This is a genomic window from Bacillus sp. ISL-57, from assembly GCF_018613135.1.
In the GTDB taxonomy this organism is placed as follows: domain Bacteria; phylum Bacillota; class Bacilli; order Bacillales; family DSM-1321; genus Peribacillus; species Peribacillus frigoritolerans.
Map to the genome: position 1 here is coordinate 86458 of NZ_JAGGQV010000004.1, position 20607 is coordinate 107064.

The window sequence follows — 20607 nt, forward strand, 5'->3', positions numbered from 1 at the left end:
GTAGCGGCTGTCACAGAAAGCACCTTCCCTGTATACTAACCGAGGATAGACCGCTTGATGGTCGCAAAGGACTTAATTGCGAGATATTTCCCGGCAAAAGAGTACGTTTACTTAAAAGGAGAAGGAGAATCTAATATGATAGAAGGTTTATATGAAGCCCATTTACCAGTCAAGAACCTGGACATCTCTATGGATTTTTATAAGAAAATAGGCTTGAAACTAGCTTGGAGGGATGAAGATACTGCCTTCTTTTGGATCGAGGAAAACAAAAGCTGGGTCGGCTTATGGGAAGGGAAGGAATATCAAACCCCATACCACCCTTCACTAAGGCATATCGCCTTTCGGGTAACTTATGATAATATGAAAAATGCATTAACTTGGCTCAAATCCTTGCAAATTGAAGTCGTCCCCTTTGGAAAAAGGACAACGATTGAACCATTTGTTCGTCCGAACCAAGGAAACGCTTCCGTCTATTTCAACGATCCCGATGGCAATAGTCTCGAACTTATGTGTTCGATAAAAGTCCCTGATGCATATAGGCATATGACCGAAAAACTTTCACTTGAAGAATGGGAAGAACTTTTAACCAGGTGAACTTTGTAAATGAAAAGTTTCCCGCCCAGTCTCAATCATTAATTTACTATACAAGTATGAGCAATCAATACGGAAAGGTTAAGGCATAAATGTAGATGTTTAAAATTAGAGTGAACTTATTAACTCAAATGACATTGCTTATCATATTCGTTGTTTTCATCAGTATCTTACTTGTGAGCATTCTATTCTCTACACTGCTGGAAGACATCGTCGAAAACCATATGGGTAAGCAAGCAATGACGGTAGCCAAATTAGCAGCTCAAAATCCAACGATCATCCAAGGGTTTAACGATGAACAGCCCTCAAAGGTGATTCAACCCGCATCAGAACTGATTCGTCAAACAACAGGTGCCGATTATGTAACCATTGCGGACGATAAAGGACTGCGATACTCTCATCCCAATCCAGAATATATCGGAAAGCCCACGGCTACTAGTAATGATGCAGTACTCAATGAACACAAAGCAATTATTTATCAAGGAAATGGGATATCGGGACCAGCGATTAAAGCTAAGGCGCCTATCTGGAATGATAAAGGGGAAGTTATCGGTGTTTCATCTGTTGGGTTTTTGGTAGAGAATGTGCAAGATCAGCTATCCAATTATAAAATGAAGATTATTCATTTGTCACTTATCCCAATCAGTGTAGGTATCGTGTGGGCAATATTTATAGCGCGACGCTTAAAAAAGCTAATTTTGGGTCTGGAGCCTGAGGAAATTTCTTTTCTTTTTCAAGAAAGGGAAGCGACACTTGATGCCATCCGATATGCTACCATTACGATTAATATTGAAAAACAGGTTACTTCCATGAATAAAAGAGCACGTGAATTGTTTCATGATCATCAGCTAATGGTGGGAAAGCGGATTGTAAATGGACATTTAGAAAAACTAATCAAAATCGTAATCAGCACAAAAGAGGGACAGTTCAATCGTAAGTTACTCTTAGGCCAACAGCTATACATTTTGGATTTATCCCCTATCTTAAATCATAAGGACGTCAGGGGCATCGTTTTAACAATAAGAACAGTATCCGAAATTGAACAATTAACGGATGAATTTTCAGAAATCAAGGCCTTTTCAGAAAATATGAGAGCACAAAATCATGAGTTTTTAAATAAATTAAATACCATTTATGGATTACTTAGTTTAAAACAGTATGATAGGGCAATGAACATCATCTCTTCTGAAGTGAGAGAGAGGCAAGATATCATTTCGTTTCTTATGTCATCGGTAAAAGATCCTTTAATCGCTGCCTGTTTACTTGGAAAGATAAACCGTTCAAAAGAATTGCAGGTTATCTTAGAAATTGAGCAGGAAAGCAATTTAAACAGTTCATTAAAACCTGAGGATTCCCATCACTTGGTTTCCGTTATTGGTAATGTCATCGATAATGCGATAGAGGCAGCAAGGCAAAAGAACAAAAAGAAGGGAAAGGTCAAAGTTTCGTTTACGGATTTAGGAAACGAAATCATATTTGATATCGAGGATAACGGTCCTGGTATCCCTCATGCAATGGAGGATATTATTTTTACAGATGGTTATACGACTAAAAATGGGGAAAATCATGGGATTGGTTTGGCCATTGTGAAAAACTCCATTGGTCTTTTAAGCGGTGAAATTTATATTGATCGCAGTTATTTGGGGGGAGCAAGATTTACACTCGTCTTCCCGAAGGATATAAAAGCAGAAAAGGAGGCGTGAGAATGTCCAAAGGACCGATTACAGTTGTCATTGTTGAAGATGACGAGAATGCAGTGAATATATATAAACAATTTACGAATCAACTAGATCAATTTACTGTCATTGCTACAGCTAGCACAGGCAAGCAAGCGCTGAATATACTGCATGCCGCACAACCGGACTTAATTTTATTGGATATCTTTTTACCTGATATGAATGGAATTGACCTTCTTCGGGAAATTAGGAGGGAATACCGGGGGATTGATGTAATTCTGATCACCGCCGCGAATGATACCGAAACAGTCAGTGAAGCGATTAGGGGAGGGGCTTTTGGTTACCTTATAAAACCGATCATTATCGATAAGCTTCTTGCGACTCTCAACCAATACGACATGACGAGACGGCAGCTTCATAATAGCAATTTAGTAAATCAAGATAAAGTGGATACTCTTTTTCGGACGATAAGTAATACAAATACAGCAAATGATGTCCAAATAAATTCTCTTCCCAAGGGGATAGACAAACATACCCTGAAAATGGTCAGAAGCAAGATTCAAAACATCAATGGCAGTTTAAACGCGGATGAACTAGGTCAGCTTGTTGGAATTAGTTATTCAACCATGCGCAGATACCTGGAGTATTTAGTTTCCTGCGATGAAATGGAAGTTGAGGTTTTGTATGGAAGTATTGGAAGGCCTGAAAGAAAATATAAAATAAAACACATGTAAATCCCAGTTGATGAAATTCATTTTCATCAATGGGGTTTTTTCTTTTGGCTCTTTTCGTAAAGATTGTTGTTTTAAAACGAAACTATTTTAGATTGATTGGAGCGGAAGTGCGAGACTCCTGTGGGAGCNNGGAAAGCGAGCACCTGGAGGGGAAATCAACCACACTGCACTACTTCGTAAATAGCAACAAAGAATGCGAAAACAGCCTTTCTTTTTCAGGCGTGAAAAAAATGAAAAAAACTCTTATTACTTTCTTTATATGTGAATAAGGTTTAATGGATGATAGTCTCTAAAGAAAGCGCTATCAAAACAAGATGGTGATAAACGGAAGGGAGCTTGAAGATGTTATCCATTTTAGGATTTTCGATGATTGCAGTATTCATGTATTTAATTATGTCGAAGCGACTATCGGCACTAGTGGCCATTATGCTCGTTCCCATCATATTTGGAGTGATTGGGGGATTTTTTACAGAGCTGGGGCCCATGATGCAGGATGGTGTTGAAGGGATAGCTTCAACTGCCATAATGATTTTATTTGCGATTTTATATTTTGGAATAATGATAGATTCCGGTTTATTTGATCCGCTCATTTCTAAAATATTGAAAGTAGTAAAAGGAGATCCTTTAAAAATAGTTGTAGGAACCGCTATTCTCTCAATGACCGTCGCATTAGATGGGGATGGGACAACTACTTACATCATTACTGTCTCAGCGCTTTTACCCCTTTATAAGCGTCTGGGCATGAACAAAATAATATTAGCCACTGTAGCGATGCTATCCATGGGTGTAATGAATATGACACCGTGGGGGGGAGCTTCCGCTATGGCGATGGCATCGTTGAACCTTGACGCATCGGAATTGTTCTTGCCAATGATTCCTGTCATGGGATTTGGCCTAATTTGGGTTCTTGTCGTGGCTTTTATATTGGGAAAAGGGGAACGAAAGAGATTGGGCGTAGTGGAGATCCAGCATAACCACACAAATGAAATGAACTCAAAGGCCAATTCCGAGTTAGCGGCCACAACGGTTTCCCGTGATTATCGCAGGCCGAAATTGGTCTGGTTCAACTTCATTTTAACGATTGTGCTGATGGCATCATTAATCATTGATTTTATGTCGTTGACCATTTTATTCATGATTGCCTTCGCCATCGCGTTATTGGTCAATTATCCTGATTTGAAAGATCAGCAGGATAGGATCGCTGTTCATTCGAAAAATGCATTGGCCGTCGTTTCAATTGTCATAGCAGCCGGGATTTTTACCGGCATCATGTCTGGAACGAAAATGATTGATGCAATGGCCATTACGTTGGTCTCTTTAATCCCGGAATCTTTTGGACCATTTTTACCGGTTATTGTTGCGTATGTCAGTGCCCCTTTTACTTTCTTTATGTCAAACAATGCATTCTATTTTGGCGTACTTCCCATTATCGCACAAGCCGCTGATGCTTATGGGATTAGCGCGGCAGAAATAGGGCGCGCCTCATTAATAGGGCAGCCGATACACGTATTGAGTCCTTTGGTAGCTGCAGCACATTTGCTAATAGGTTTAGTTGGCACTGACTTCGGGGATTTACAGCGGTTTGCCGTGAAATGGGCATTAGGGACTGTCACTGTCATGACAATAGCGGCGATAATCTTGGGAGTCATTTAGTAAAAGGGTTGGTTACTCTATCTTGCAGATCGGCAAATCGATATTTAATAAATGGAGGATTTTCAATGTGGATCATCACACTCTATGAAAGTAGAGATATTGTAATGTATGAATTTGAAACAGAACAAGCAGCAAGGGACGTTTTCTGTAATATTCAGGGCAATAAGATTCTTTCAGAAGTTATTTACTTTAATGACCCAGGTTTAGCATGATGATAGCAATGTCCTTCAAGACTATGCATTTAATTGTTTCCCCTGTAAAGCTTAGGCTTTATTGGGGTTTTCCTATTATTTTAGACTTTTAACAATGATTCTTGTGGTAATCTTCGCCAGATTCATGACAGTATCCAGTCTTGTTTCATTTAGAGACTGTTTGGGCAAAAGGGGATCTAAATAATTTACGACGGCTTTTAGGTGATAATCACCCAATTCAGGTAAGGATTTATTCATCGCTTCACCAGGGCTAAAAGGACCTTTTGTCAGAATAATAGAACCGATTTGATGATAACCGCCTAAACAAGCATCGATACCAAAAATAAAGGGATTTTTAAATCGCTTTTTTATTTGTTTCAAAATACTTTTCAAATTAAGGGCGTGTACAGGTTCTGCGAGTGTTCCGAAGACATGATAAGGGACTTGGTTTTCTCTAAGCATCGTCCCTACTAAAGGCCCGAATGAATCTCCTGTGGATCGATCTGAGCCAATACATAAAAAGATGATCTCTTTGGTCGTTGACGGAAGAACTCCTGCAATCCGAAAAGACATTTCGTCAATTTCTCCTTCTGTATCCAACGTGTAGCTGCAATCCTGTATTTCTTTTTTTGTCTTCCCATTTTTCCTGCCATCAAAAGGATACATGGCTCCCCCCCTAGAGTACGGTGATTTTGAATAAATTATAACATGATTATGGAAATCACTTGCTCCCCTCTAATGATTAATTTCAGCCGCCATATCAAGTGGAATACCATTTCTTGTTTATATATATTTTGTTAATATATAGATTAATTGGGTTTTTAAATAAAATGAAAAGAAAAAAATACTGTATGAAACCTTTGTTTTTAGAAAGGCAGAGCCAGTGTTTTATAGAAGGAAGTGTAAGAATGCAATTAACGAATAACGATAGCATCCATAATCAATTACGTGCAGACTGTGAGAATTGTTTTGGTTTGTGCTGTGTAGCTTTGCCTTATGCAAAATCTGCTGATTTTGCATTTGATAAAGATGGAGGTACACCATGTTCAAATCTTCAATCCGATTATCGTTGCGGCATCCATGAAAGTCTCAGAGCAAAAGGGTATAAAGGCTGCACGGTATATGAATGCTTTGGTGCCGGTCAAAAGGTATCCCAGCTCACCTATGATGGAAACGATTGGAGGGACAACCCAGCATCAGCAAAGGAAATGTTCGAAGTGTTTCCTATTATGCAACAACTCCATGAAATGCTTTGCTACTTAAATGAAGCACTGAGTTTAGAAGATGCGCAACCTCTTCACCGAGAATTGCAGGCCGCTTTTGAAGACACGGAATACCTCACTAAACAAAGTCCAGAGTCTATCATGGACCTGAATGTACCAGCTCATAGAACGATCGTTAATGATTTACTCCTGCGCACAAGTGAAATGGTGCGTGCAAAGGTTCCATTTAAGAAAAATAAGAAAAAGCCGAACAAAATAGGCAGGGGAAGTGACCTGATCGGTGCAAAATTGAGAGGTGCAGACCTTAGGGGAGCGAACTTAAGGGGGGCTTTGCTTATTGCATCTGACCTCAGGGAAGCCGACATGAGAGTGACGGACCTGATCGGTGCAGACTTTAGGGACGCCGATTTAAGCGGTGCCGATCTTACCGGAAGCTTCTTCATCACACAAGCACAGATTAACTCGGCTAAAGGCGACACGAAGACAAAATTACCGCACGCATTAAGGATTCCCGATCATTGGAGGTAGAAGGATGTTCAATTCATGAGTAAAGCCCAAACTCATGAGTAAAAGTTCAGAATTCACGAGTAAAAGCGTGCAATTCGCGAGTAAAGCTGCCAAACTCACGAGTAAAAGCGCGAAACTCGCGAGTAATGGGAAATTTACTACATAGTGCTGAACATCAAATTTGGCTTTAATCCGAAGCTTTTACAAAGAGTGAACTCTACTAACATGCGATTCTTCATTAGGAAGGGTCGTCTTTTAAATTTGGGCGGGAAATTTTCATTTTTTCCTTTGACTCTGACGTTGCGTGATACCTTAATGTAAATGTTATCGAAAGGAGGTAAGAAGCAGTGGCGATGAAAGTGAAGGAGCTAGCCGATTTGGTTGGCATTAGTGTGCGGACACTGCATTATTATGATGAAATCGGGTTATTATCGCCGGAGGAAATAACCGATGCAGGTTATCGCCTTTATTCGAATGATAATCTTGAGATGTTGCAGCAAATCCTGTTTTTCAGGGAACTTGGCATGCCATTAAAGGAAATAAAACAAATGGTGAACAGCTCTTCGTTTGATAAACAAGATGCGTTAAAGCAGCATCAAAAAAAGTTACTGGAGAAACGCAGTCAGCTCGATAAATTAATTAAGACGGTCGAAAAATCGATCAAGCATATGAAAGGGGAAATTCAGATGACGAATAAAGAGAAATTTGAAGGATTTGACTTCAGTCAGAATCCATATGAAGAAGAGGCCCGCAAGCTTTGGGGGGATAAAGCTGTCGATGAGTCGAAGGCTAAAGTGGCGGGCATGTCCAACGATGCACAGAAAGTCGTATCGGAGATCTATTTAAAACTTGCGGCAATCCGAGATGCTTCGCCTAAGTCGGAGGAGGCACAGGAAGCCATTAAAGAATGGTATGATTGTTTGAACAATAACTTCGGCACATACTCGCTGGATGCTTTCAAAGGATTAGGTCAAATGTACGTGGACGATCAACGCTTCACCAAAAATATTGACCAATACGGTGAAGGATTGGCAAAATTCATGTGTGATGCGATGGCGCATTTTGCAGATGCTAACAAAAAATAAATCCCAAGATTGAGAAATTTCATGATGGAAGGTTGCTGCGGCAACCTTTTTATTTTGGAGCGGAAGGGACGGTCAGTTTAAGAAGTTGTATACTATGATTATGGGAATATTTAGAATCGAAGAGAATAGGGGGAAACTTATGGAATTTAGGCATGACTTCTTTAACCTCGGGAAAATCAATGATGTTGACGGAAGTAAAGTGGAGGCTATTAATGAAGATACCATTTATACAAGCATCGTCACTAAACTTAGGGACGCAGGTTGCGTTTTTGCCGAGGAAGAGGCCCGGCTGCTTATCAACGAGGCACGGACAACGGCCGAGCTTGCTGGGATGGTGGATAGACGGATAGCGGGGTTGCCCCTTGAACACGTCATCGGCTGGGCGGAATTCTGCGGTATCCGGATAGAGGTTGATCTTGGAGTTTTCGTACCCCGCCGACGGACCGAGTTTTTGGTCCGCCAAGCGACATCACTCGCTATGCCAGGAGCAGTCGTAGTGGACTTGTGCTGCGGCCCGGGCGCGGTTGGCTCCGCGGTTGGCGATGTTCTCGAAGGTATCGAGTTGTACGCAGTCGACATTGACCCAGCCGCGGTGCGATGCGCCCGTCGTAACGTCACTTCAATCAATGGTCAAGTATACGAAGGTGACCTCTATGAACCGCTTCCAGCAAATTTACGGGGGCGTGTTGACGTCCTGGTCGCAAACGCACCATACGTCCCCACTGAGGGAATCGGTCTATTACCCCATGAAGCGCGCATGCATGAGGCGAGGGTGGCATTGGACGGCGGTGCGGACGGGCTTGATGTCCAGCGAAGGGTGGCGGCCTCGGCAACACTTTGGTTGGCACCTGGATCCCATTTGTTAGTCGAGACGAGTGAGCGGCAAGCGATGCAGACCGTTGAAATCTTTGCTGGATACGGAATGATGCCACAAATGGTAAAGTGTGAAGAATTGGATGCCACTGTCGTAATTGGAACCAGGCCCGCACTCTAAAGAAATGTTTGGGCATTTGTTAAGTTATGACTAGGGAAAAAACATGACCTTCAAAAATCAAATTTATGCAACAAAATAAGGCAATCGAGCAATGAAAAAATCCAAGTCATCTTGAGGTGTCGGTTTACATGGTACTTTGGAAAATCAGTCAAAAGGTTTCGGAACTAAGCGATGTGATTCCTTATTATTTTTTTAGTCTAGTTTCTTCCTGTCTGTCGCTTTCCACGGTGATGGTTGCATTCAGCCTGGATACCTGGGGGATGATTGGCATTATCGTGAATTCTTTTTATGTCGTTATCCCATATTTATTATTTGCTGTTCCGGTACAGGTCCTTTTCAATAAACATCCTAAAAAATTCAGTTTAAACTATTTTTGTCTTTATATTTTTTTCTCTTTGCCGGCCGTATTCATTTATAGGTCGGTGCTTAATTTTGACTTAAGCATGGATATTTTAACTACAAAGAATTACTATGCAATCAGCCTTTTAGCGGCACTGTTTTTTTGGTTTTGGGATTCGGTCTTTTTACAAAAAAATAGCTCTGCATCATAAAAAGGGACCGGTTTAATGGTCCCTTCCAACATTATTTCTTTAGCAAGTTTACGATTTCTTTAGCTTTTTCTATTGTAACTCCTTCAATGATACTGTTGTTTTTTCGAACAGCCGTACCGAAATGATAGTGACCGGTATGCAGTTCGGAATGGATAGAAAGGATATTATCCTTATTCAAGCCGCTTCCGACCAGTAGGGCTATGTCGCCGCAGACTCTTTTCATTTGTTGAATCGTTTTCATGCGGCTAGGGAAATCCCCGTGCCCACCTGAGGTCAATATCGTAGTGATTTCTGGATATTTTGCTAGCATTTCAGCTGAAATGACAGGGTCGTGCGTATCATCGATGGCTCGGTGGAATGTAATCTCCAAACCTTCACATACGGTCAATAGTTCTTCGAGGTATGGTCGATTGATTTCATTTTCTTCATTTAATGCACCTAATACGACCCCGTTCGCTCCCAGTGATCGAATGATTTGGATATCTTTTTTCATGATTTCCAAATCCTTTCGCGTATAGCAAAAAGATTGGCTATGAGGCCTTACCATCACGTTGACCGGTATCTTCACTGAATTGACGACAGCTTCTATCAGGCCGTGGCTTGGAGTTAATCCCCCCTCGGCTAAAGAACTGACAAGCTCGATTCGGTCTGCGCCCGATTCTTCGATTATGAGGGCATCTTCTATTGTTGTGGCAATGAATTCAATGTACATTGGATTTTCCTTTCCTGCATGCAAGTGTTATATGAATATTAAATCCATTAAAAATCGTAAAGTCAATTCATTAATAGTTTTCCACAAATGGAAATCTTTATTTCTCAAATTTATGAAACGAAATGAACATTCAAACGTATAAAAAAAGAATATATTCAATGGTATATTTGAAAGTGGAATGTTCGGCAGGGTAATTCAATGAAAATCATCATGACGGAGGTTATTTAATTGGATAAAGAAAGCAAGGAAATAAAGAAATCGAGGTTTTACAAAGTAGGGATGGGATTCCTTATCATTTCCCTTCTCACTTGGATCATTCCTGTCGCAGCTCCTTTTACGCCATTTTCGGCTGCGGTTAAGGCTGGGGTCATCACAGGTGCGATTGTCTTTGCGGAAGTGATGTTTTGGGCAGGCGCGCTTTTGGTCGGTAAAGAAGTGGCCGCTAAATATAAGGGCTATTTAAACCCGAAAAATTGGAGAAAAGAAAAAGGCTGAAGCTGTTTTTTATAAAAAAGGGCTGGGAGTGAAGCTCAAATGGAAACGGAGTTGTTGAAAGTTTTCGATTCCAATCGCATTCAAACCGGCGTGGCTTCGCGAGAGGAAGTACATAGATTGGGACATTGGCATGAGGTTTTCCATTGCTGGTTCGCAAGTTCGGAAGATGGCGTGGATTACCTATATCTTCAGCATCGTTGTGCGATGAAAAAAGATTATCCGAATCTATGGGATATTACGGCTGCCGGCCATTTACTGGCTCATGAAACGGTATACGACGGAGTAAGGGAGATTAAAGAAGAGCTGGGCATTGACGTTTCCTTTGACGAGTTGGTTCCATTAGGGATTATTGAATACCATCAAACGAAAGAAGGTTTCATCGACAAAGAACTGGCAAACGTCTTTCTATATGAACGTGCACATAGCTTCGATGATTTCACGCTGCAGCCAGAAGAGGTTTCCGGGATGGTGAAGGTTGTGCTGACTGACTTCGAAGAGCTTTGGACCGAAGCGAAGGACAAAGTGAATATTAAGGGATTTGAAATGAATCACGAAGGCCTGAGGATGATGGTCGATCGATTTGTTGGACGGAATGAGTTCGTTCCACATGATCGTTCCTATTATGATAGCATCATTAGATTGATCAGAGAAAACCTCGCTAAATGAAAATAAAGCCCTGGCAAAACGATTCGAGTTTTGTCGGGGCTTTTCTTTTTTCTTGAAAAAAACATTAAGTATATCGACCTGTATCTTTTCCGATCAACGGCAGTCTATTGGCTCGTTTTATTCCAGCTTGATACGCATAAGTTCTTAGTTGTTACCTTATTTGTCCTGAATGGCTCATAGGGATAATGACTTTGTCTCTGTGATGATTCAGCTGATATAGCGAGACATACCAGACTGTAATGATGATGCCTGGCTGCACCGTAAAGGCTGGGATGTCGTTTTTCATGAACTAGGGAATTTATCACTTGTAAGAATATTACAAAATTGTAAGATGAACAGTGTATGAATTTTGTTAAGGGGATGAGTGAAATAATGAAAAAAATGGTTTTATGCATTTCATTTTTTGTAGCTTCTTTAGTCCTTTTTGGCTCCCTTGATTCTTTTGCAAGCAAAGCGTCAGCAGAAACACACACCTATGATGGAAAAAGTCCTTACTATAATAGTTGTGCGAACAGCGCTGTCACGAAGAAGTCGGTGAAAATTTATGCCAATGGCGGTTCTGCCAATTTGGAGTTGAAATTCAGCACTGTCTGTAAAACCGCCTGGGCGAAGATCACTCTAAGCAGACCGGCTATAGCGGATGGTGAGGCAACGGCATTGGTTGTTCGAAATACTGATAATAAACAATTCAGCTGTGCATCTCCTGGAGGAAATGGTGAAATAAATAAAGGTCAAACGTCATGCTATACACCGATGGTATATGATTTAGATCCGCGAAAAGCGAAAGCGGTAGCCTTTTGGCCATATACAGCAGGTGAAACCGACTGGTATTAATGAAAAAAGAAAAACCTTCATCTATATTTTTGCAAAGAAAGGATGAATGAATTGAATAAAAAGCTTAAAATGATAGGTTTATCCATGGTGATGACACTGTCGATGTTTATTGTCGACTTTGGATTTGGAAAAAATCAAGCACTGGCCGAAACACACACCTATGATGGAAAAAGTCCTTACTATAATAGTTGTGCAGATTCGGCGGTAACGAAGGATAAAAAATGGATCGATTCCAATTCGTACGTAGAATTGAAATACAGCACTGTGTGTAAAACCGCCTGGGCAAAAGTGACCGTAACACGCCCTGCCGTATACAATCATGAAGCGGATGCCAGAATCGTCCGAAGTACTGATGGTAAGGCCTATACATGCTCAAGTTCCGGGGGCAATGGTGTCGTGAATATCGGGCAGACCTCATGCTATACACCAATGGTATATGATTATGACCCGCGCAAAGCACAGGCCCAAGGGATACATGCGATTCCAAATAGTGATGCCTATAATAAAGCGGTGACTATTTGGTACTAAAAAACAAAAACGTAAAAAAGCATCCTTATAGCCGGATGCTTTTTTTGCGCTCAGATTGTGCTTCCAATTGAAGTAAATATCGTTTCATCTCCGCACCTCCACGGTAGCCGGTAATGGCCCCGTTTTTTCCGATAACCCGGTGACATGGCACCGTGATCAGAATTGGGTTGGCGCCAATGGCCGTACCAACCGCCCGAACAGCTGCAGGTCTTTGGATGATTTGGGCAATATCGGAATAGGAACAGGTTTGTCCATAGGGTATTTGATTCAGCGCTGCCCAAATTTCTTGTTGAAAGGGCGTGCCTTTTATATCTGCAGGAAGAGAGAAAGTCTGCCTGGTTCCTTCGAAATATTCTTGTAGTTCTTTTAGATAGGGATTTAATGCTTTTTCATTTTCAACAAGGTTCGCATTTGGAAAGCGTTTTTGCATCAAGGACTTCAGCTCTTCATAGGTTTGACCGGGAGAGCCTACATAGCAAAGCCCTTTTTCCGTCCTGGCCACATATAATTGCCACTTATCATAATGCAATATGGCCCAGTCAATGGTTTGTTCTTTATCATTCTTCATTTTCTTCACGCTCCAATGCTTGAGTTTTGAGATAAGCATTCCTATATCCTGAAGGGGTATTCCCCATTTTCCTTTTGAATAACGTCATGAAATAGGGTGTACTGGAGAAACCGGCAGCGAAGCCTATTTCAATTATCGGCAGTTCGGAGGTTTCCAGCAGCCTCGTCGCTTTTTCAAGGCGAAGCCGCTGGATGTATTCACTGGGCGATATCCCCTTCACACGCTTGAATGTTCGTTGTAAATGATACGGGCTGCCGTGGGAAATATCCGCCAATTTGTTCAAAGTGAGGTGTTCGCTGTAATGGGAGTCGATCCATTCGGCTATTTGTTCAACCCATTCTTCTGTCGGCACATTCAGTCCTTCCGGTTTACATCGTTTACAAGGCCGGAATTCCTCTTCCAAAGCCATCATGGCATTTTTGAAGATCTTCACGTTTTCCTTATTGGGCACCCTGGATTTACAGGAGGGCCTGCAAAAGATGCCCGTCGTAATTACTCCGTATAAAAATTGATCATCATATGCTGCATCACAATCTATAATAGCTTTCCAATATTCATTCGGGAAATCTGCTTTTTTCGGATTCACTACATTCACCTCTCCATTTAGTATACAAGAAATGGTTGATATACAAACATTTTGAGAATATAAAAGCAAGATAACGTAATTGTTCAATAAGTTTTGCTAAAATTAGGGAGTTCAAAGAAAGAGCAAGATAACGTATCGGTTTGTCATTAGAATAAAGCTAAAGGAGGGAGCAGGATGAAAGAGACATTATCAAATGATGAAGGCATGATGGAATTGAGGATTCATGCACCAAAGGAGTTTAGTTTTTCGGAAAATCTTAAATACTTATCAAGATCCTCCAATGAATGTCTGTTCGATATTGTTGATCAAAAAGTTTATCGAGCACTTATTGTCGAAAACGAGACATTTTTAATAGAAATCAGTGCGATGAATGAAACGGAGCTGACCGTCCGTTTCCCAGGACGAACAGCACCGATGGAAAATCAGGTAAAGGATGCTGTTTGCCAATACGTTCGTCACTGGTTCGATCTTGAGACAAATCTGCTTCCTTTTTATGAATTGGCCCAAAAGGACCCTTTATTGCAAAAGCCGGTAAGCCAATTCTTCGGCCTGAGAAATATGGGCATCCCTGATTTATTTGAAGCGATTGCCTGGGGAATACTTGGTCAGCAGATTAACTTGACTTATGCCTATACCTTGAAACGGAGACTTGTGGAGGGATTTGGTGAACATGTTGAATTCGAGGGAACGCAATATTGGCTGTTTCCGACACCTGATGCGATCGCGAAATTGACTGTCGAAGATTTTGTCGATTTGAGGATGACGGTAAAGAAGTGTGAATATTTAATAGGTGTTGCCCAACTGATTGCAGAAGGGGAACTTACTAAAGAAAAGCTATTGAATGCAAAGGATGTAAAAGAGGCTGAAAAAATGCTGACCAACATACGGGGAATCGGTCCGTGGACAGCGAACTATGTCTTGATGCGCTGTTTGCGTTTTCCAGCAGCCTTTCCCATCGATGACGTCGGGCTGCATAATTCCATGAAACTTCTCATGCAAACAGAAGCAAAACCAACGAAAGCGGAAATCCTGAAACTATCGGAAGCGTGGGCCGGTTGGGAATCCTATGCAACCTTCTATTTATGGAGAATGCTATATTGATTCCCGGGATAAACCTGCAAGTAACGTCGATATATCCCCATATTCGGAGATATATTATTTTCTAATATAAATGCCTTTCCAGCCCAAACACGTTGGGTCCATATTTCATAACTTATTACATTCAATCTTATAGAGGTGAATGACTATATGTACCCAACGTATCAGTATGAAGATCAAGCTTATCTTGAACGGCAGTTTCCCGGTCTACCCGGCTTTCCAGGCATCCCTAGTTCACCTCAATTTCCAGGTCAACCGGGCATCCCTGGTTTACCCCAATTTCCAGGTCAACCGGGACTGCCGCCGGGTTCGCAAGCACCTACTGCCCCTCCGCCAGCGTTTATCCCCCAACAGCAATCGGCTTCAGTATTTGCGATAGATCCGGGTGCGATTTCGTTTTGTCTGTTCAGGAATACTTTTATATGGCTAAACAATGGTGCGCGTTTCTGGTTTTACCCCATCTTCGTCGGTCCGCGTTCTGTTGCCGGCTTCAGGTGGAATGGCAGGTTCTGGACGGTTTTTGGCATAGATACAAGACAAATCAATTCATTTACCTGTTTTTGAAAAAATGCTCAAAGGAAATGTTTCCTTTGAGCATTTTATTTTTCAGATTGTTTTGCTTTCTAGACAGAAGCAGTATTGTCCAAAGAAAACATCATTAAGATTACAAGGTGGAAAACAACTGCACCTTGAACTTCGCACCATCATCGGGGTGTCCATCTTACTTAAATAGGATACTGAGAAATAGTCGGTCAACAATGTTCAATATTTAATAGAAATGGTAAAATCATTATGCTCCTATAAAAATTAGTGAATGAAAATGAAAATAGAGGGATGCTGTTGAATATGAGGAAAGTATCGCTGGAGACCAAGATTCTAGGGTTAGTTCTATCGTTGAGCCTTTTTTTGATCCTGTTATTGACGACTACTTTTTCCTATATGGAAGGAAGGCAAATAGCGAAGGATAAAGCTCAATTGGCGTTGGAGCTTTCAAAGACGATTAGCTTCATGCCAACTGTTACAGAGGCCTTTGAGACGGATGATCCCGCTGGCATCATCCAGCCGATTGCCGAAAAGATCCGCAGGGAAACAGGTGCTGAGTTCATCGTTGTAGGGAATGCAGAGGGAATTCGCTATTCCCATCCGCTGGCTTCCGAAATTGGGAAGCGGATGGAAGGCGGGGATAATAGCAGGGCCATTCGGGAAGGCGAGTATTATGTCTCCGAAGCGGCAGGATCACTCGGCCTTTCCATTCGGGGGAAGTCACCGGTATTCAATGAGGATGGAAAAATAATTGGGATCGTCTCCGTCGGTTTTTTGGTGGACGATGTGCGCGCCCAAATTTTCAAGGATTTGTCCAAGGAGATGATTGTATCTTTAGTGGCCATCATGATCTCGATCATTGGCAGTTATATGCTGGCAAGAAGCATACGTAAAGATACACTGGGGCTGGAACCATTTGAAATCGCCAATTTATATAAAGAAAAAAATGCAGTGCTTCAATCGGTGAAAGAAGGGATTCTGGCCATTGATCAAAATGGGCTGATTACCTCGATGAATCAGCCGGCAAAAAAATTGCTGGATATTAAAGAGTCCGTTCGCCATTTGAACGTCGATGGCCTTTTTCCTTCAAAATATTTATTCGAGGTGCTGAAGTCCGGTGAACCGCAAATGGATAAGGAGATTTCATGGGAAGACAAATCCGTTATCGTCAATTGTACGCCAATTTTCGATAGTGAAGGGGTAAGCGGTGTTGTCGCTTCATTCCGTGATCGAACGGAAATTGAGGAAATGGTCAACACATTATCGGAAGTGAAGATGCATTCAGAGGATTTAAGGGCACAAACCCATGAATTTACCAATAAACTATACGTCCTTTCAGGTTTGATACAATTAGGGGAATACGATGAAGCAATCGATATGATTCAAAGCGAAACATCAGAATTGCATTCCCTGAACCGTGTCGTGTTCGAACAGATAAAGGATACAAAGGTACAAGCCCTGTTACTTGGCAAGATCGGGAAAGCATCGGAGAAGAAGATCATCTTTGAAATAGATGCACAAAGCTACCTGGAGAAACTGCCGGATCATATAAAACTGTCACAACTAACATTGATTCTAGGCAACATTATCGATAATGCACTTGAAGCGGTTTCAAGCATGGAGGAGCCGCTGGTGAAATTTTTCGCCACAGATATCGGAAATGATATGGTATTTGAAGTGAGTGATAACGGAAAAGGAATACCTGAGGATGCCATCGCCCATATTTTCGATCGGGGTTTCACTTCGAAAAACAGCGGAAGTCCGAGTGGTTATGGACTTTCGAATGCTGATCATGTCGTAAAAGAGCTGGGCGGCATCATCGAAGTTCAAAGCGGGGATGGGAACACCATATTCACCGTTTATCTTCCTAAAGAACAGCGAGGAGGGAAAGAATGCTGAAGATAAGAGCAGTCATTGCAGAGGATGATTTTCGTGTAGCGGATATCCATGAAAAATTCCTGAAAAACTTTGATGAAATAGAAGTGGTCGGAAAAGCTGTCAATGCCAAAAAGACGCTTCGGATTTTGGAACAAAAAAGCCCGGATCTGCTTTTGCTTGATGTTTATATGCCAGATCAGCTTGGTACAGACCTCCTTCCGGACATAAGGAAAAAATTCCCGAATGTGGATATCATCATGATTACCGCGGCAACGGATAAAGAACAACTGGAAAAGGCGCTTCACTATGGTGTGGAGAATTATTTAATTAAACCAGTGGAGATGAAACGCTTCAACCAAGTTATCGAAGAGTATCTGAAGAAAGTCCATCTGATGAAATCCAAACAAGAGATAGACCAGGATTTTGTGGATCTCATTTTGAAAAAGGGTTCATCCGTTTCGGAATCGAACGATGGGCAGGCCCTGCCGAAAGGGGTCGACGAAATCACGTTGGCGAAGGTAATCGAGGTACTCGAAGCAAGCGATATCGGTTTGTCGGCTGAGCAAGTGAGCGGACAGATCGGTGCTTCCAGGACAACGGCGAGACGCTACCTGGAATACTTGATATCCGTTAAGAAATGTAAAGCGGAAGTCGTATATGGGGTAGTGGGGAGACCTGAGCGAAGATATTATAAAATTCAATAGAATTATGTGAGAGACACCTTCAAGATTGAAGGTGTCTTTTTTAGGCTTTTTTCACATACTTTGTTGCTATTAACCAGGTAGTGAGTTGTGGTTGATTCCCCTCCAGATGCTCGCTTTCCTTGGTGCGGGCGATGAGCCTCCTCGGCGTAAAAGCCTGTGGGGTCTCACCTGTCCCGCTGCTCCCGCAGGAGTCTCGCACTTCCGCTCCAATCAACTTTAAATCGTTTCGTTTTAAAAACAACAATCTTTACGAAAAGAGCCTTTTTTTAAGATGCATGGTTTGAAAGATTATGAAAAAAGCAATATATGTCAAAAAAACGATAGGTTAATCTGTTATCCTTTTTTTAAGGAGGTTCGGAAATGAGATATAGCCCCATCATCCAAAAAACGATTGAACATATAGAGAATAGCTTACAAGACGAATTATCCTTGGAGAACATCGCACGGTTCGCAGGTTTTTCGAAGTTCCATTATCATCGGATTTTTCACAAGGAGGTTGGCGTGACCGTATCAGAATATATTCGATATCGAAGAATTGCCAATGCAGCAAACATGCTGCTTTATACCGATGAAAAAATAATCGATATTGCTTTATATTACCGGTTTGAAACACAGGAATCCTTTACTCGTTCATTCAAGAAATATTATGACCTGCCGCCAGGGCAATATCGGAAACTCGTAAGTAAACTAACCTTGCAAAAGGAGGAAATGACGATGAAAAACGAACAATTATTAAAAGGCTGGAATTTAAGCGGGAGTCATCCATTCAATTATCAAATGGGAATTGACCGGGAGACATTCCATAAAGGCCAGGCATCAGGATTCCTGAAATCCGTCACTGCAGAATCCAAGGAGGAATTTGCTACGATGATGCAGCAATTCAAGGCGGAAAATTACCTTGGTAAAAGAATGAAACTGTCGGGTTTTTTAAAATCAAAAGATGTTGATGGATTTTGTGGTTTATGGATGAGGGTGGATAATGCGCTTCAGGATGTTTTGCAATTCGACAATATGGGGAATCGGCCCATTGTTAACGATACGGAATGGAACCATTATTATATTGTCCTCGATGTACCCGAAAACAGTGCCATCATTTCATTCGGGGTCCTGCTTTCAGGGCGCGGCCAGGTATGGATCGATGAACTGGAATTCGAGGAAGTCAGTATCGATACACCAACGACCAATATAGATTACGGCTGTGACCTTTTGGACGGACCGGCAAATTTATCATTTGAAGAATGAATGCGCTTAATTAATCGCTGAATTCCTTAAAGAACGCGCCATTCAACCCGGGGAGTGGCGTTCGGTTCATCCTCGTAAAATCGCTTCCGTGAACACAATGAACACAATTGACAAAATAGTTTTAAAACACAATAAATTGAGAACGCTTACAAATGAAGCGGTTTCATATACACTTTATCTTATTAGAAGATAGGAGTGATAGATATGCTCGCTTTATTAGGATACTTGATGATTTTAGTGTTTATGATTTTAATTATGACAGGGCGACTTACAGCCATGATAGCTTTGATTGCAGTACCAAGTGCCTTTGCACTTATTGGCGGGTTTGGCGGCAAGATGGGTGAGATGGCGCTGGAAGGTATCAAAGACGTGGCGCCAACGGGAATCATGATTTTATTTGCGATCCTTTTCTTTGGCATTTTGATTGATGCTGGGGTTTTTGATCCGATCATCAATACGATTCTTAAGGTTGTAAAAGGAGATCCGGTGAAAATTGCCATCGGCACGGCAGTCCTGGCCTTGCTGATTTCCTTGGATGGAGATGGAACGACTACATATATGATAACGATTTCAGCCATGCTTCCGCTATATAAACGGATTGGAATGAGACCGCTAGTATTGGCAGGCATTGCCGTTTCGTCATCTGGAGTCATGAACCTTCTTCCTTGGGGAGGCCCTACAGCACGGGTGATGACCGCTTTAAAACTTGAAATGTCCGATGTGTTCACACCTGTCATTCCAGCTATGATTGGCGGAGTCCTATTCGTCCTTTTCATGGCATATTGCCTGGGTAAAAAAGAAAGAAAGAGAATCGGGATCATTGAAGTCGATTATCATGCTGTGGCACAGCACGCGGCTGCAACGGAAGATGCTTATATTAAACGACCTAAATTGATCATATTCAATTACGCATTGACTCTTACACTGCTGGTTGCGCTGATCATGGAACTTATGCCTTCAGCGGTTCTGTTCATGGTAGGTTTCGCGATTGCCATTACGGTTAACTATCCGAAACTCAGTGATCAGAAAGAACGTGTAGCAAACTATGCGGACAATGCTTTATCCGTCATTTCGATGATTTTTGCAGCAGGTGTTTTCACTGGGATCCTTGCCGGCACGGAGATGGTCGATGCCATGGCAAACTCTTTGATTCAGCATATTCCAGATCAAATGGGCGCACATTTTGCTGTCATCACAGCCATCATCTCAGCACCTTTTACGTTCTTCATGTCTAATGACGCATTTTATTATGGTGTGCTCCCATTACTTGCTAAAGCGGGAGCTGCTTATGGAATTGACCCTGCCCTGATCGGCAGAGCTTCACTATTGGGGCTTCCTGTCCATCTATTAAGCCCGCTTGTTCCATCTACCTATCTATTGGTCGGAATGGTAGGGGAAGATTTCGGTGCCTTACAGCACACTTTCCTGAAATGGGCATGCGGATCGACGCTTGTCATGATAGTGGTTTGCGTTCTATTGGGAATCATCCCGCTATAAAGCTCTAAAGAGTCCCGTTCGTCACGATGCGAACGGGACTCTTTTCTGTCT

Annotated in this window: 24 protein-coding genes; 19 read left to right on the top strand and 5 right to left on the bottom strand. The window is 41.8% G+C overall.

The genetic code is table 11. From position 1 onward, the window contains the following. The first annotated feature begins 135 nt into the window (after positions 1 to 135). From J7I90_RS08810 to J7I90_RS08830, 5 genes are all read left to right on the top strand, one after another. Positions 136 to 594, top strand: a complete 459-nt coding sequence (locus tag J7I90_RS08810) for a VOC family protein (RefSeq protein ID WP_214770673.1) — start codon at positions 136 to 138, stop codon at positions 592 to 594. Between the two features lie 128 nt (positions 595 to 722). Then, on the top strand, positions 723 to 2294 hold the full coding sequence (locus tag J7I90_RS08815; RefSeq protein WP_251025186.1) for an ATP-binding protein: 1572 nt from the start codon (positions 723 to 725) through the stop codon (positions 2292 to 2294). 2 nt (positions 2295 to 2296) lie between these two features. Then, a complete protein-coding gene (locus J7I90_RS08820; protein ID WP_214770676.1) occupies positions 2297 to 3001 on the top strand; it encodes a response regulator in 705 nt (234 codons plus the stop codon). A gap of 342 nt (positions 3002 to 3343) precedes the next feature. Next, a complete protein-coding gene (locus tag J7I90_RS08825; RefSeq protein ID WP_214770678.1) occupies positions 3344 to 4654 on the top strand; it encodes a CitMHS family transporter in 1311 nt (436 codons plus the stop codon). A 65-nt stretch (positions 4655 to 4719) separates the two neighbouring features. Continuing rightward, positions 4720 to 4866, top strand: a complete 147-nt coding sequence (locus tag J7I90_RS08830; RefSeq protein WP_176474374.1) for a hypothetical protein — start codon at positions 4720 to 4722, stop codon at positions 4864 to 4866. 75 nt (positions 4867 to 4941) lie between these two features. Here J7I90_RS08830 and yyaC read toward each other — a convergent pair whose 3' ends face one another. Next, complete coding sequence (gene yyaC, locus J7I90_RS08835; RefSeq protein ID WP_214770680.1) at positions 4942 to 5511, bottom strand: spore protease YyaC; 570 nt, start codon at positions 5509 to 5511, stop codon at positions 4942 to 4944. A gap of 242 nt (positions 5512 to 5753) precedes the next feature. On the opposite strand from yyaC, the gene J7I90_RS08840 reads away from it, so the two are divergent. The 4 genes from J7I90_RS08840 to J7I90_RS08855 all read left to right on the top strand — a co-directional run bounded on the left by J7I90_RS08840 (position 5754) and on the right by J7I90_RS08855 (position 9205). Next, on the top strand, positions 5754 to 6596 hold the full coding sequence (locus tag J7I90_RS08840) for a pentapeptide repeat-containing protein (RefSeq protein WP_214770682.1): 843 nt from the start codon (positions 5754 to 5756) through the stop codon (positions 6594 to 6596). Positions 6597 to 6922: 326 nt separating this feature from the next. Continuing rightward, complete coding sequence (locus J7I90_RS08845) at positions 6923 to 7660, top strand: MerR family transcriptional regulator (protein ID WP_214770685.1); 738 nt, start codon at positions 6923 to 6925, stop codon at positions 7658 to 7660. A gap of 199 nt (positions 7661 to 7859) precedes the next feature. Then, positions 7860 to 8654 carry a putative protein N(5)-glutamine methyltransferase gene (locus J7I90_RS08850; RefSeq protein WP_396020422.1) on the top strand — a complete coding sequence of 265 codons (795 nt, stop codon included), beginning with the start codon at positions 7860 to 7862 and terminating at the stop codon, positions 8652 to 8654. Positions 8655 to 8782: 128 nt separating this feature from the next. Next, on the top strand, positions 8783 to 9205 hold the full coding sequence (locus J7I90_RS08855) for a UPF0715 family protein (protein WP_214770688.1): 423 nt from the start codon (positions 8783 to 8785) through the stop codon (positions 9203 to 9205). A 31-nt stretch (positions 9206 to 9236) separates the two neighbouring features. On the opposite strand, the gene J7I90_RS08860 is transcribed toward J7I90_RS08855, so the two are convergent. Beyond that, on the bottom strand, positions 9237 to 9941 hold the full coding sequence (locus J7I90_RS08860; RefSeq protein WP_251025187.1) for a copper homeostasis protein CutC: 705 nt from the start codon (positions 9939 to 9941) through the stop codon (positions 9237 to 9239). 204 nt (positions 9942 to 10145) lie between these two features. Here J7I90_RS08860 and J7I90_RS08865 point away from each other — a divergent pair, with 204 nt between their 5' ends. Together J7I90_RS08865 and J7I90_RS08870 are read left to right on the top strand one after the other, a co-directional pair. Then, the gene (locus J7I90_RS08865; protein WP_311315237.1) at positions 10146 to 10412 is read left to right on the top strand and encodes a transporter suffix domain-containing protein; all 267 of its coding nucleotides are present in this window, start codon (positions 10146 to 10148) and stop codon (positions 10410 to 10412) included. 39 nt (positions 10413 to 10451) lie between these two features. Further along, positions 10452 to 11078: an NUDIX hydrolase gene (locus J7I90_RS08870; protein ID WP_214770691.1), complete on the top strand. Its 627-nt coding sequence runs from the start codon at positions 10452 to 10454 to the stop codon at positions 11076 to 11078. Positions 11079 to 11229: 151 nt separating this feature from the next. On the opposite strand, the gene J7I90_RS27730 is transcribed toward J7I90_RS08870, so the two are convergent. Then, entirely contained in the window at positions 11230 to 11364 is a 135-nt protein-coding gene (locus J7I90_RS27730; RefSeq protein WP_285289420.1) for a hypothetical protein, read from the bottom strand. A gap of 86 nt (positions 11365 to 11450) precedes the next feature. Between J7I90_RS27730 and J7I90_RS08875 the strand changes: the two genes are divergently transcribed. Both J7I90_RS08875 and J7I90_RS08880 read left to right on the top strand, forming a co-directional pair. Next, positions 11451 to 11912, top strand: a complete 462-nt coding sequence (locus J7I90_RS08875; RefSeq protein ID WP_396020419.1) for a DUF2690 domain-containing protein — start codon at positions 11451 to 11453, stop codon at positions 11910 to 11912. Positions 11913 to 11996: 84 nt separating this feature from the next. Then, positions 11997 to 12440, top strand: coding sequence for a DUF2690 domain-containing protein (locus tag J7I90_RS08880; protein WP_214771306.1), 444 nt, complete (start codon positions 11997 to 11999; stop codon positions 12438 to 12440). Between the two features lie 25 nt (positions 12441 to 12465). Here J7I90_RS08880 and J7I90_RS08885 read toward each other — a convergent pair whose 3' ends face one another. Together J7I90_RS08885 and J7I90_RS08890 are read right to left on the bottom strand one after the other, a co-directional pair. Then, a complete protein-coding gene (locus J7I90_RS08885; RefSeq protein ID WP_214770694.1) occupies positions 12466 to 13008 on the bottom strand; it encodes a methylated-DNA--[protein]-cysteine S-methyltransferase in 543 nt (180 codons plus the stop codon). Continuing rightward, entirely contained in the window at positions 12998 to 13594 is a 597-nt protein-coding gene (locus J7I90_RS08890; protein WP_214770697.1) for a bifunctional transcriptional activator/DNA repair enzyme AdaA, read from the bottom strand. The genes J7I90_RS08885 and J7I90_RS08890 overlap by 11 nt, the downstream gene beginning before the upstream one ends. A 174-nt stretch (positions 13595 to 13768) precedes the next feature. Here J7I90_RS08890 and J7I90_RS08895 point away from each other — a divergent pair, with 174 nt between their 5' ends. The 6 genes from J7I90_RS08895 to J7I90_RS08920 all read left to right on the top strand — a co-directional run bounded on the left by J7I90_RS08895 (position 13769) and on the right by J7I90_RS08920 (position 20556). Further along, complete coding sequence (locus J7I90_RS08895) at positions 13769 to 14695, top strand: DNA-3-methyladenine glycosylase family protein (protein WP_285289421.1); 927 nt, start codon at positions 13769 to 13771, stop codon at positions 14693 to 14695. Positions 14696 to 14842: 147 nt separating this feature from the next. Further along, a complete protein-coding gene (locus J7I90_RS08900; protein WP_214770698.1) occupies positions 14843 to 15256 on the top strand; it encodes a collagen-like protein in 414 nt (137 codons plus the stop codon). A gap of 282 nt (positions 15257 to 15538) precedes the next feature. After that, complete coding sequence (locus J7I90_RS08905) at positions 15539 to 17134, top strand: ATP-binding protein (protein ID WP_214770700.1); 1596 nt, start codon at positions 15539 to 15541, stop codon at positions 17132 to 17134. After that, entirely contained in the window at positions 17128 to 17817 is a 690-nt protein-coding gene (locus J7I90_RS08910; protein ID WP_214770702.1) for a response regulator, read from the top strand. Before J7I90_RS08905 ends, J7I90_RS08910 begins: the two co-directional genes overlap by 7 nt. Positions 17818 to 18177: 360 nt before the next feature. Next, entirely contained in the window at positions 18178 to 19059 is an 882-nt protein-coding gene (locus tag J7I90_RS08915) for a helix-turn-helix transcriptional regulator (RefSeq protein WP_214770704.1), read from the top strand. 204 nt (positions 19060 to 19263) lie between these two features. Then, on the top strand, positions 19264 to 20556 hold the full coding sequence (locus tag J7I90_RS08920) for a CitMHS family transporter (RefSeq protein ID WP_214770708.1): 1293 nt from the start codon (positions 19264 to 19266) through the stop codon (positions 20554 to 20556). Positions 20557 to 20607 lie beyond the last annotated feature (51 nt).

What these genes read in the sequence shown, in the direction of transcription:
- J7I90_RS08810 (WP_214770673.1), top strand. Translation starts at nt 136, where the DNA reads ATGATAGAAGGTTTATATGAAGCCCATTTACCAGTCAAGAACCTGGAC.
- J7I90_RS08825 (WP_214770678.1), top strand. Translation starts at nt 3,344, where the DNA reads ATGTTATCCATTTTAGGATTTTCGATGATTGCAGTATTCATGTATTTA.
- J7I90_RS08880 (WP_214771306.1), top strand. Translation starts at nt 11,997, where the DNA reads ATGGTGATGACACTGTCGATGTTTATTGTCGACTTTGGATTTGGAAAA.
- J7I90_RS08895 (WP_285289421.1), top strand. Translation starts at nt 13,769, where the DNA reads ATGAAAGAGACATTATCAAATGATGAAGGCATGATGGAATTGAGGATT.
- J7I90_RS08840 (WP_214770682.1), top strand. Translation starts at nt 5,754, where the DNA reads ATGCAATTAACGAATAACGATAGCATCCATAATCAATTACGTGCAGAC.
- J7I90_RS08875 (WP_396020419.1), top strand. Translation starts at nt 11,451, where the DNA reads ATGAAAAAAATGGTTTTATGCATTTCATTTTTTGTAGCTTCTTTAGTC.
- J7I90_RS08915 (WP_214770704.1), top strand. Translation starts at nt 18,178, where the DNA reads ATGAGATATAGCCCCATCATCCAAAAAACGATTGAACATATAGAGAAT.
- yyaC (WP_214770680.1), bottom strand. Translation starts at nt 5,511, where the DNA reads ATGTATCCTTTTGATGGCAGGAAAAATGGGAAGACAAAAAAAGAAATA.
- J7I90_RS08885 (WP_214770694.1), bottom strand. Translation starts at nt 13,008, where the DNA reads ATGAAGAATGATAAAGAACAAACCATTGACTGGGCCATATTGCATTAT.
- J7I90_RS08830 (WP_176474374.1), top strand. Translation starts at nt 4,720, where the DNA reads ATGTGGATCATCACACTCTATGAAAGTAGAGATATTGTAATGTATGAA.
- J7I90_RS08900 (WP_214770698.1), top strand. Translation starts at nt 14,843, where the DNA reads ATGTACCCAACGTATCAGTATGAAGATCAAGCTTATCTTGAACGGCAG.
- J7I90_RS08820 (WP_214770676.1), top strand. Translation starts at nt 2,297, where the DNA reads ATGTCCAAAGGACCGATTACAGTTGTCATTGTTGAAGATGACGAGAAT.
- J7I90_RS27730 (WP_285289420.1), bottom strand. Translation starts at nt 11,364, where the DNA reads ATGAAAAACGACATCCCAGCCTTTACGGTGCAGCCAGGCATCATCATT.
- J7I90_RS08905 (WP_214770700.1), top strand. Translation starts at nt 15,539, where the DNA reads ATGAGGAAAGTATCGCTGGAGACCAAGATTCTAGGGTTAGTTCTATCG.
- J7I90_RS08910 (WP_214770702.1), top strand. Translation starts at nt 17,128, where the DNA reads ATGCTGAAGATAAGAGCAGTCATTGCAGAGGATGATTTTCGTGTAGCG.
- J7I90_RS08870 (WP_214770691.1), top strand. Translation starts at nt 10,452, where the DNA reads ATGGAAACGGAGTTGTTGAAAGTTTTCGATTCCAATCGCATTCAAACC.
- J7I90_RS08815 (WP_251025186.1), top strand. Translation starts at nt 723, where the DNA reads ATGACATTGCTTATCATATTCGTTGTTTTCATCAGTATCTTACTTGTG.
- J7I90_RS08855 (WP_214770688.1), top strand. Translation starts at nt 8,783, where the DNA reads ATGGTACTTTGGAAAATCAGTCAAAAGGTTTCGGAACTAAGCGATGTG.
- J7I90_RS08920 (WP_214770708.1), top strand. Translation starts at nt 19,264, where the DNA reads ATGCTCGCTTTATTAGGATACTTGATGATTTTAGTGTTTATGATTTTA.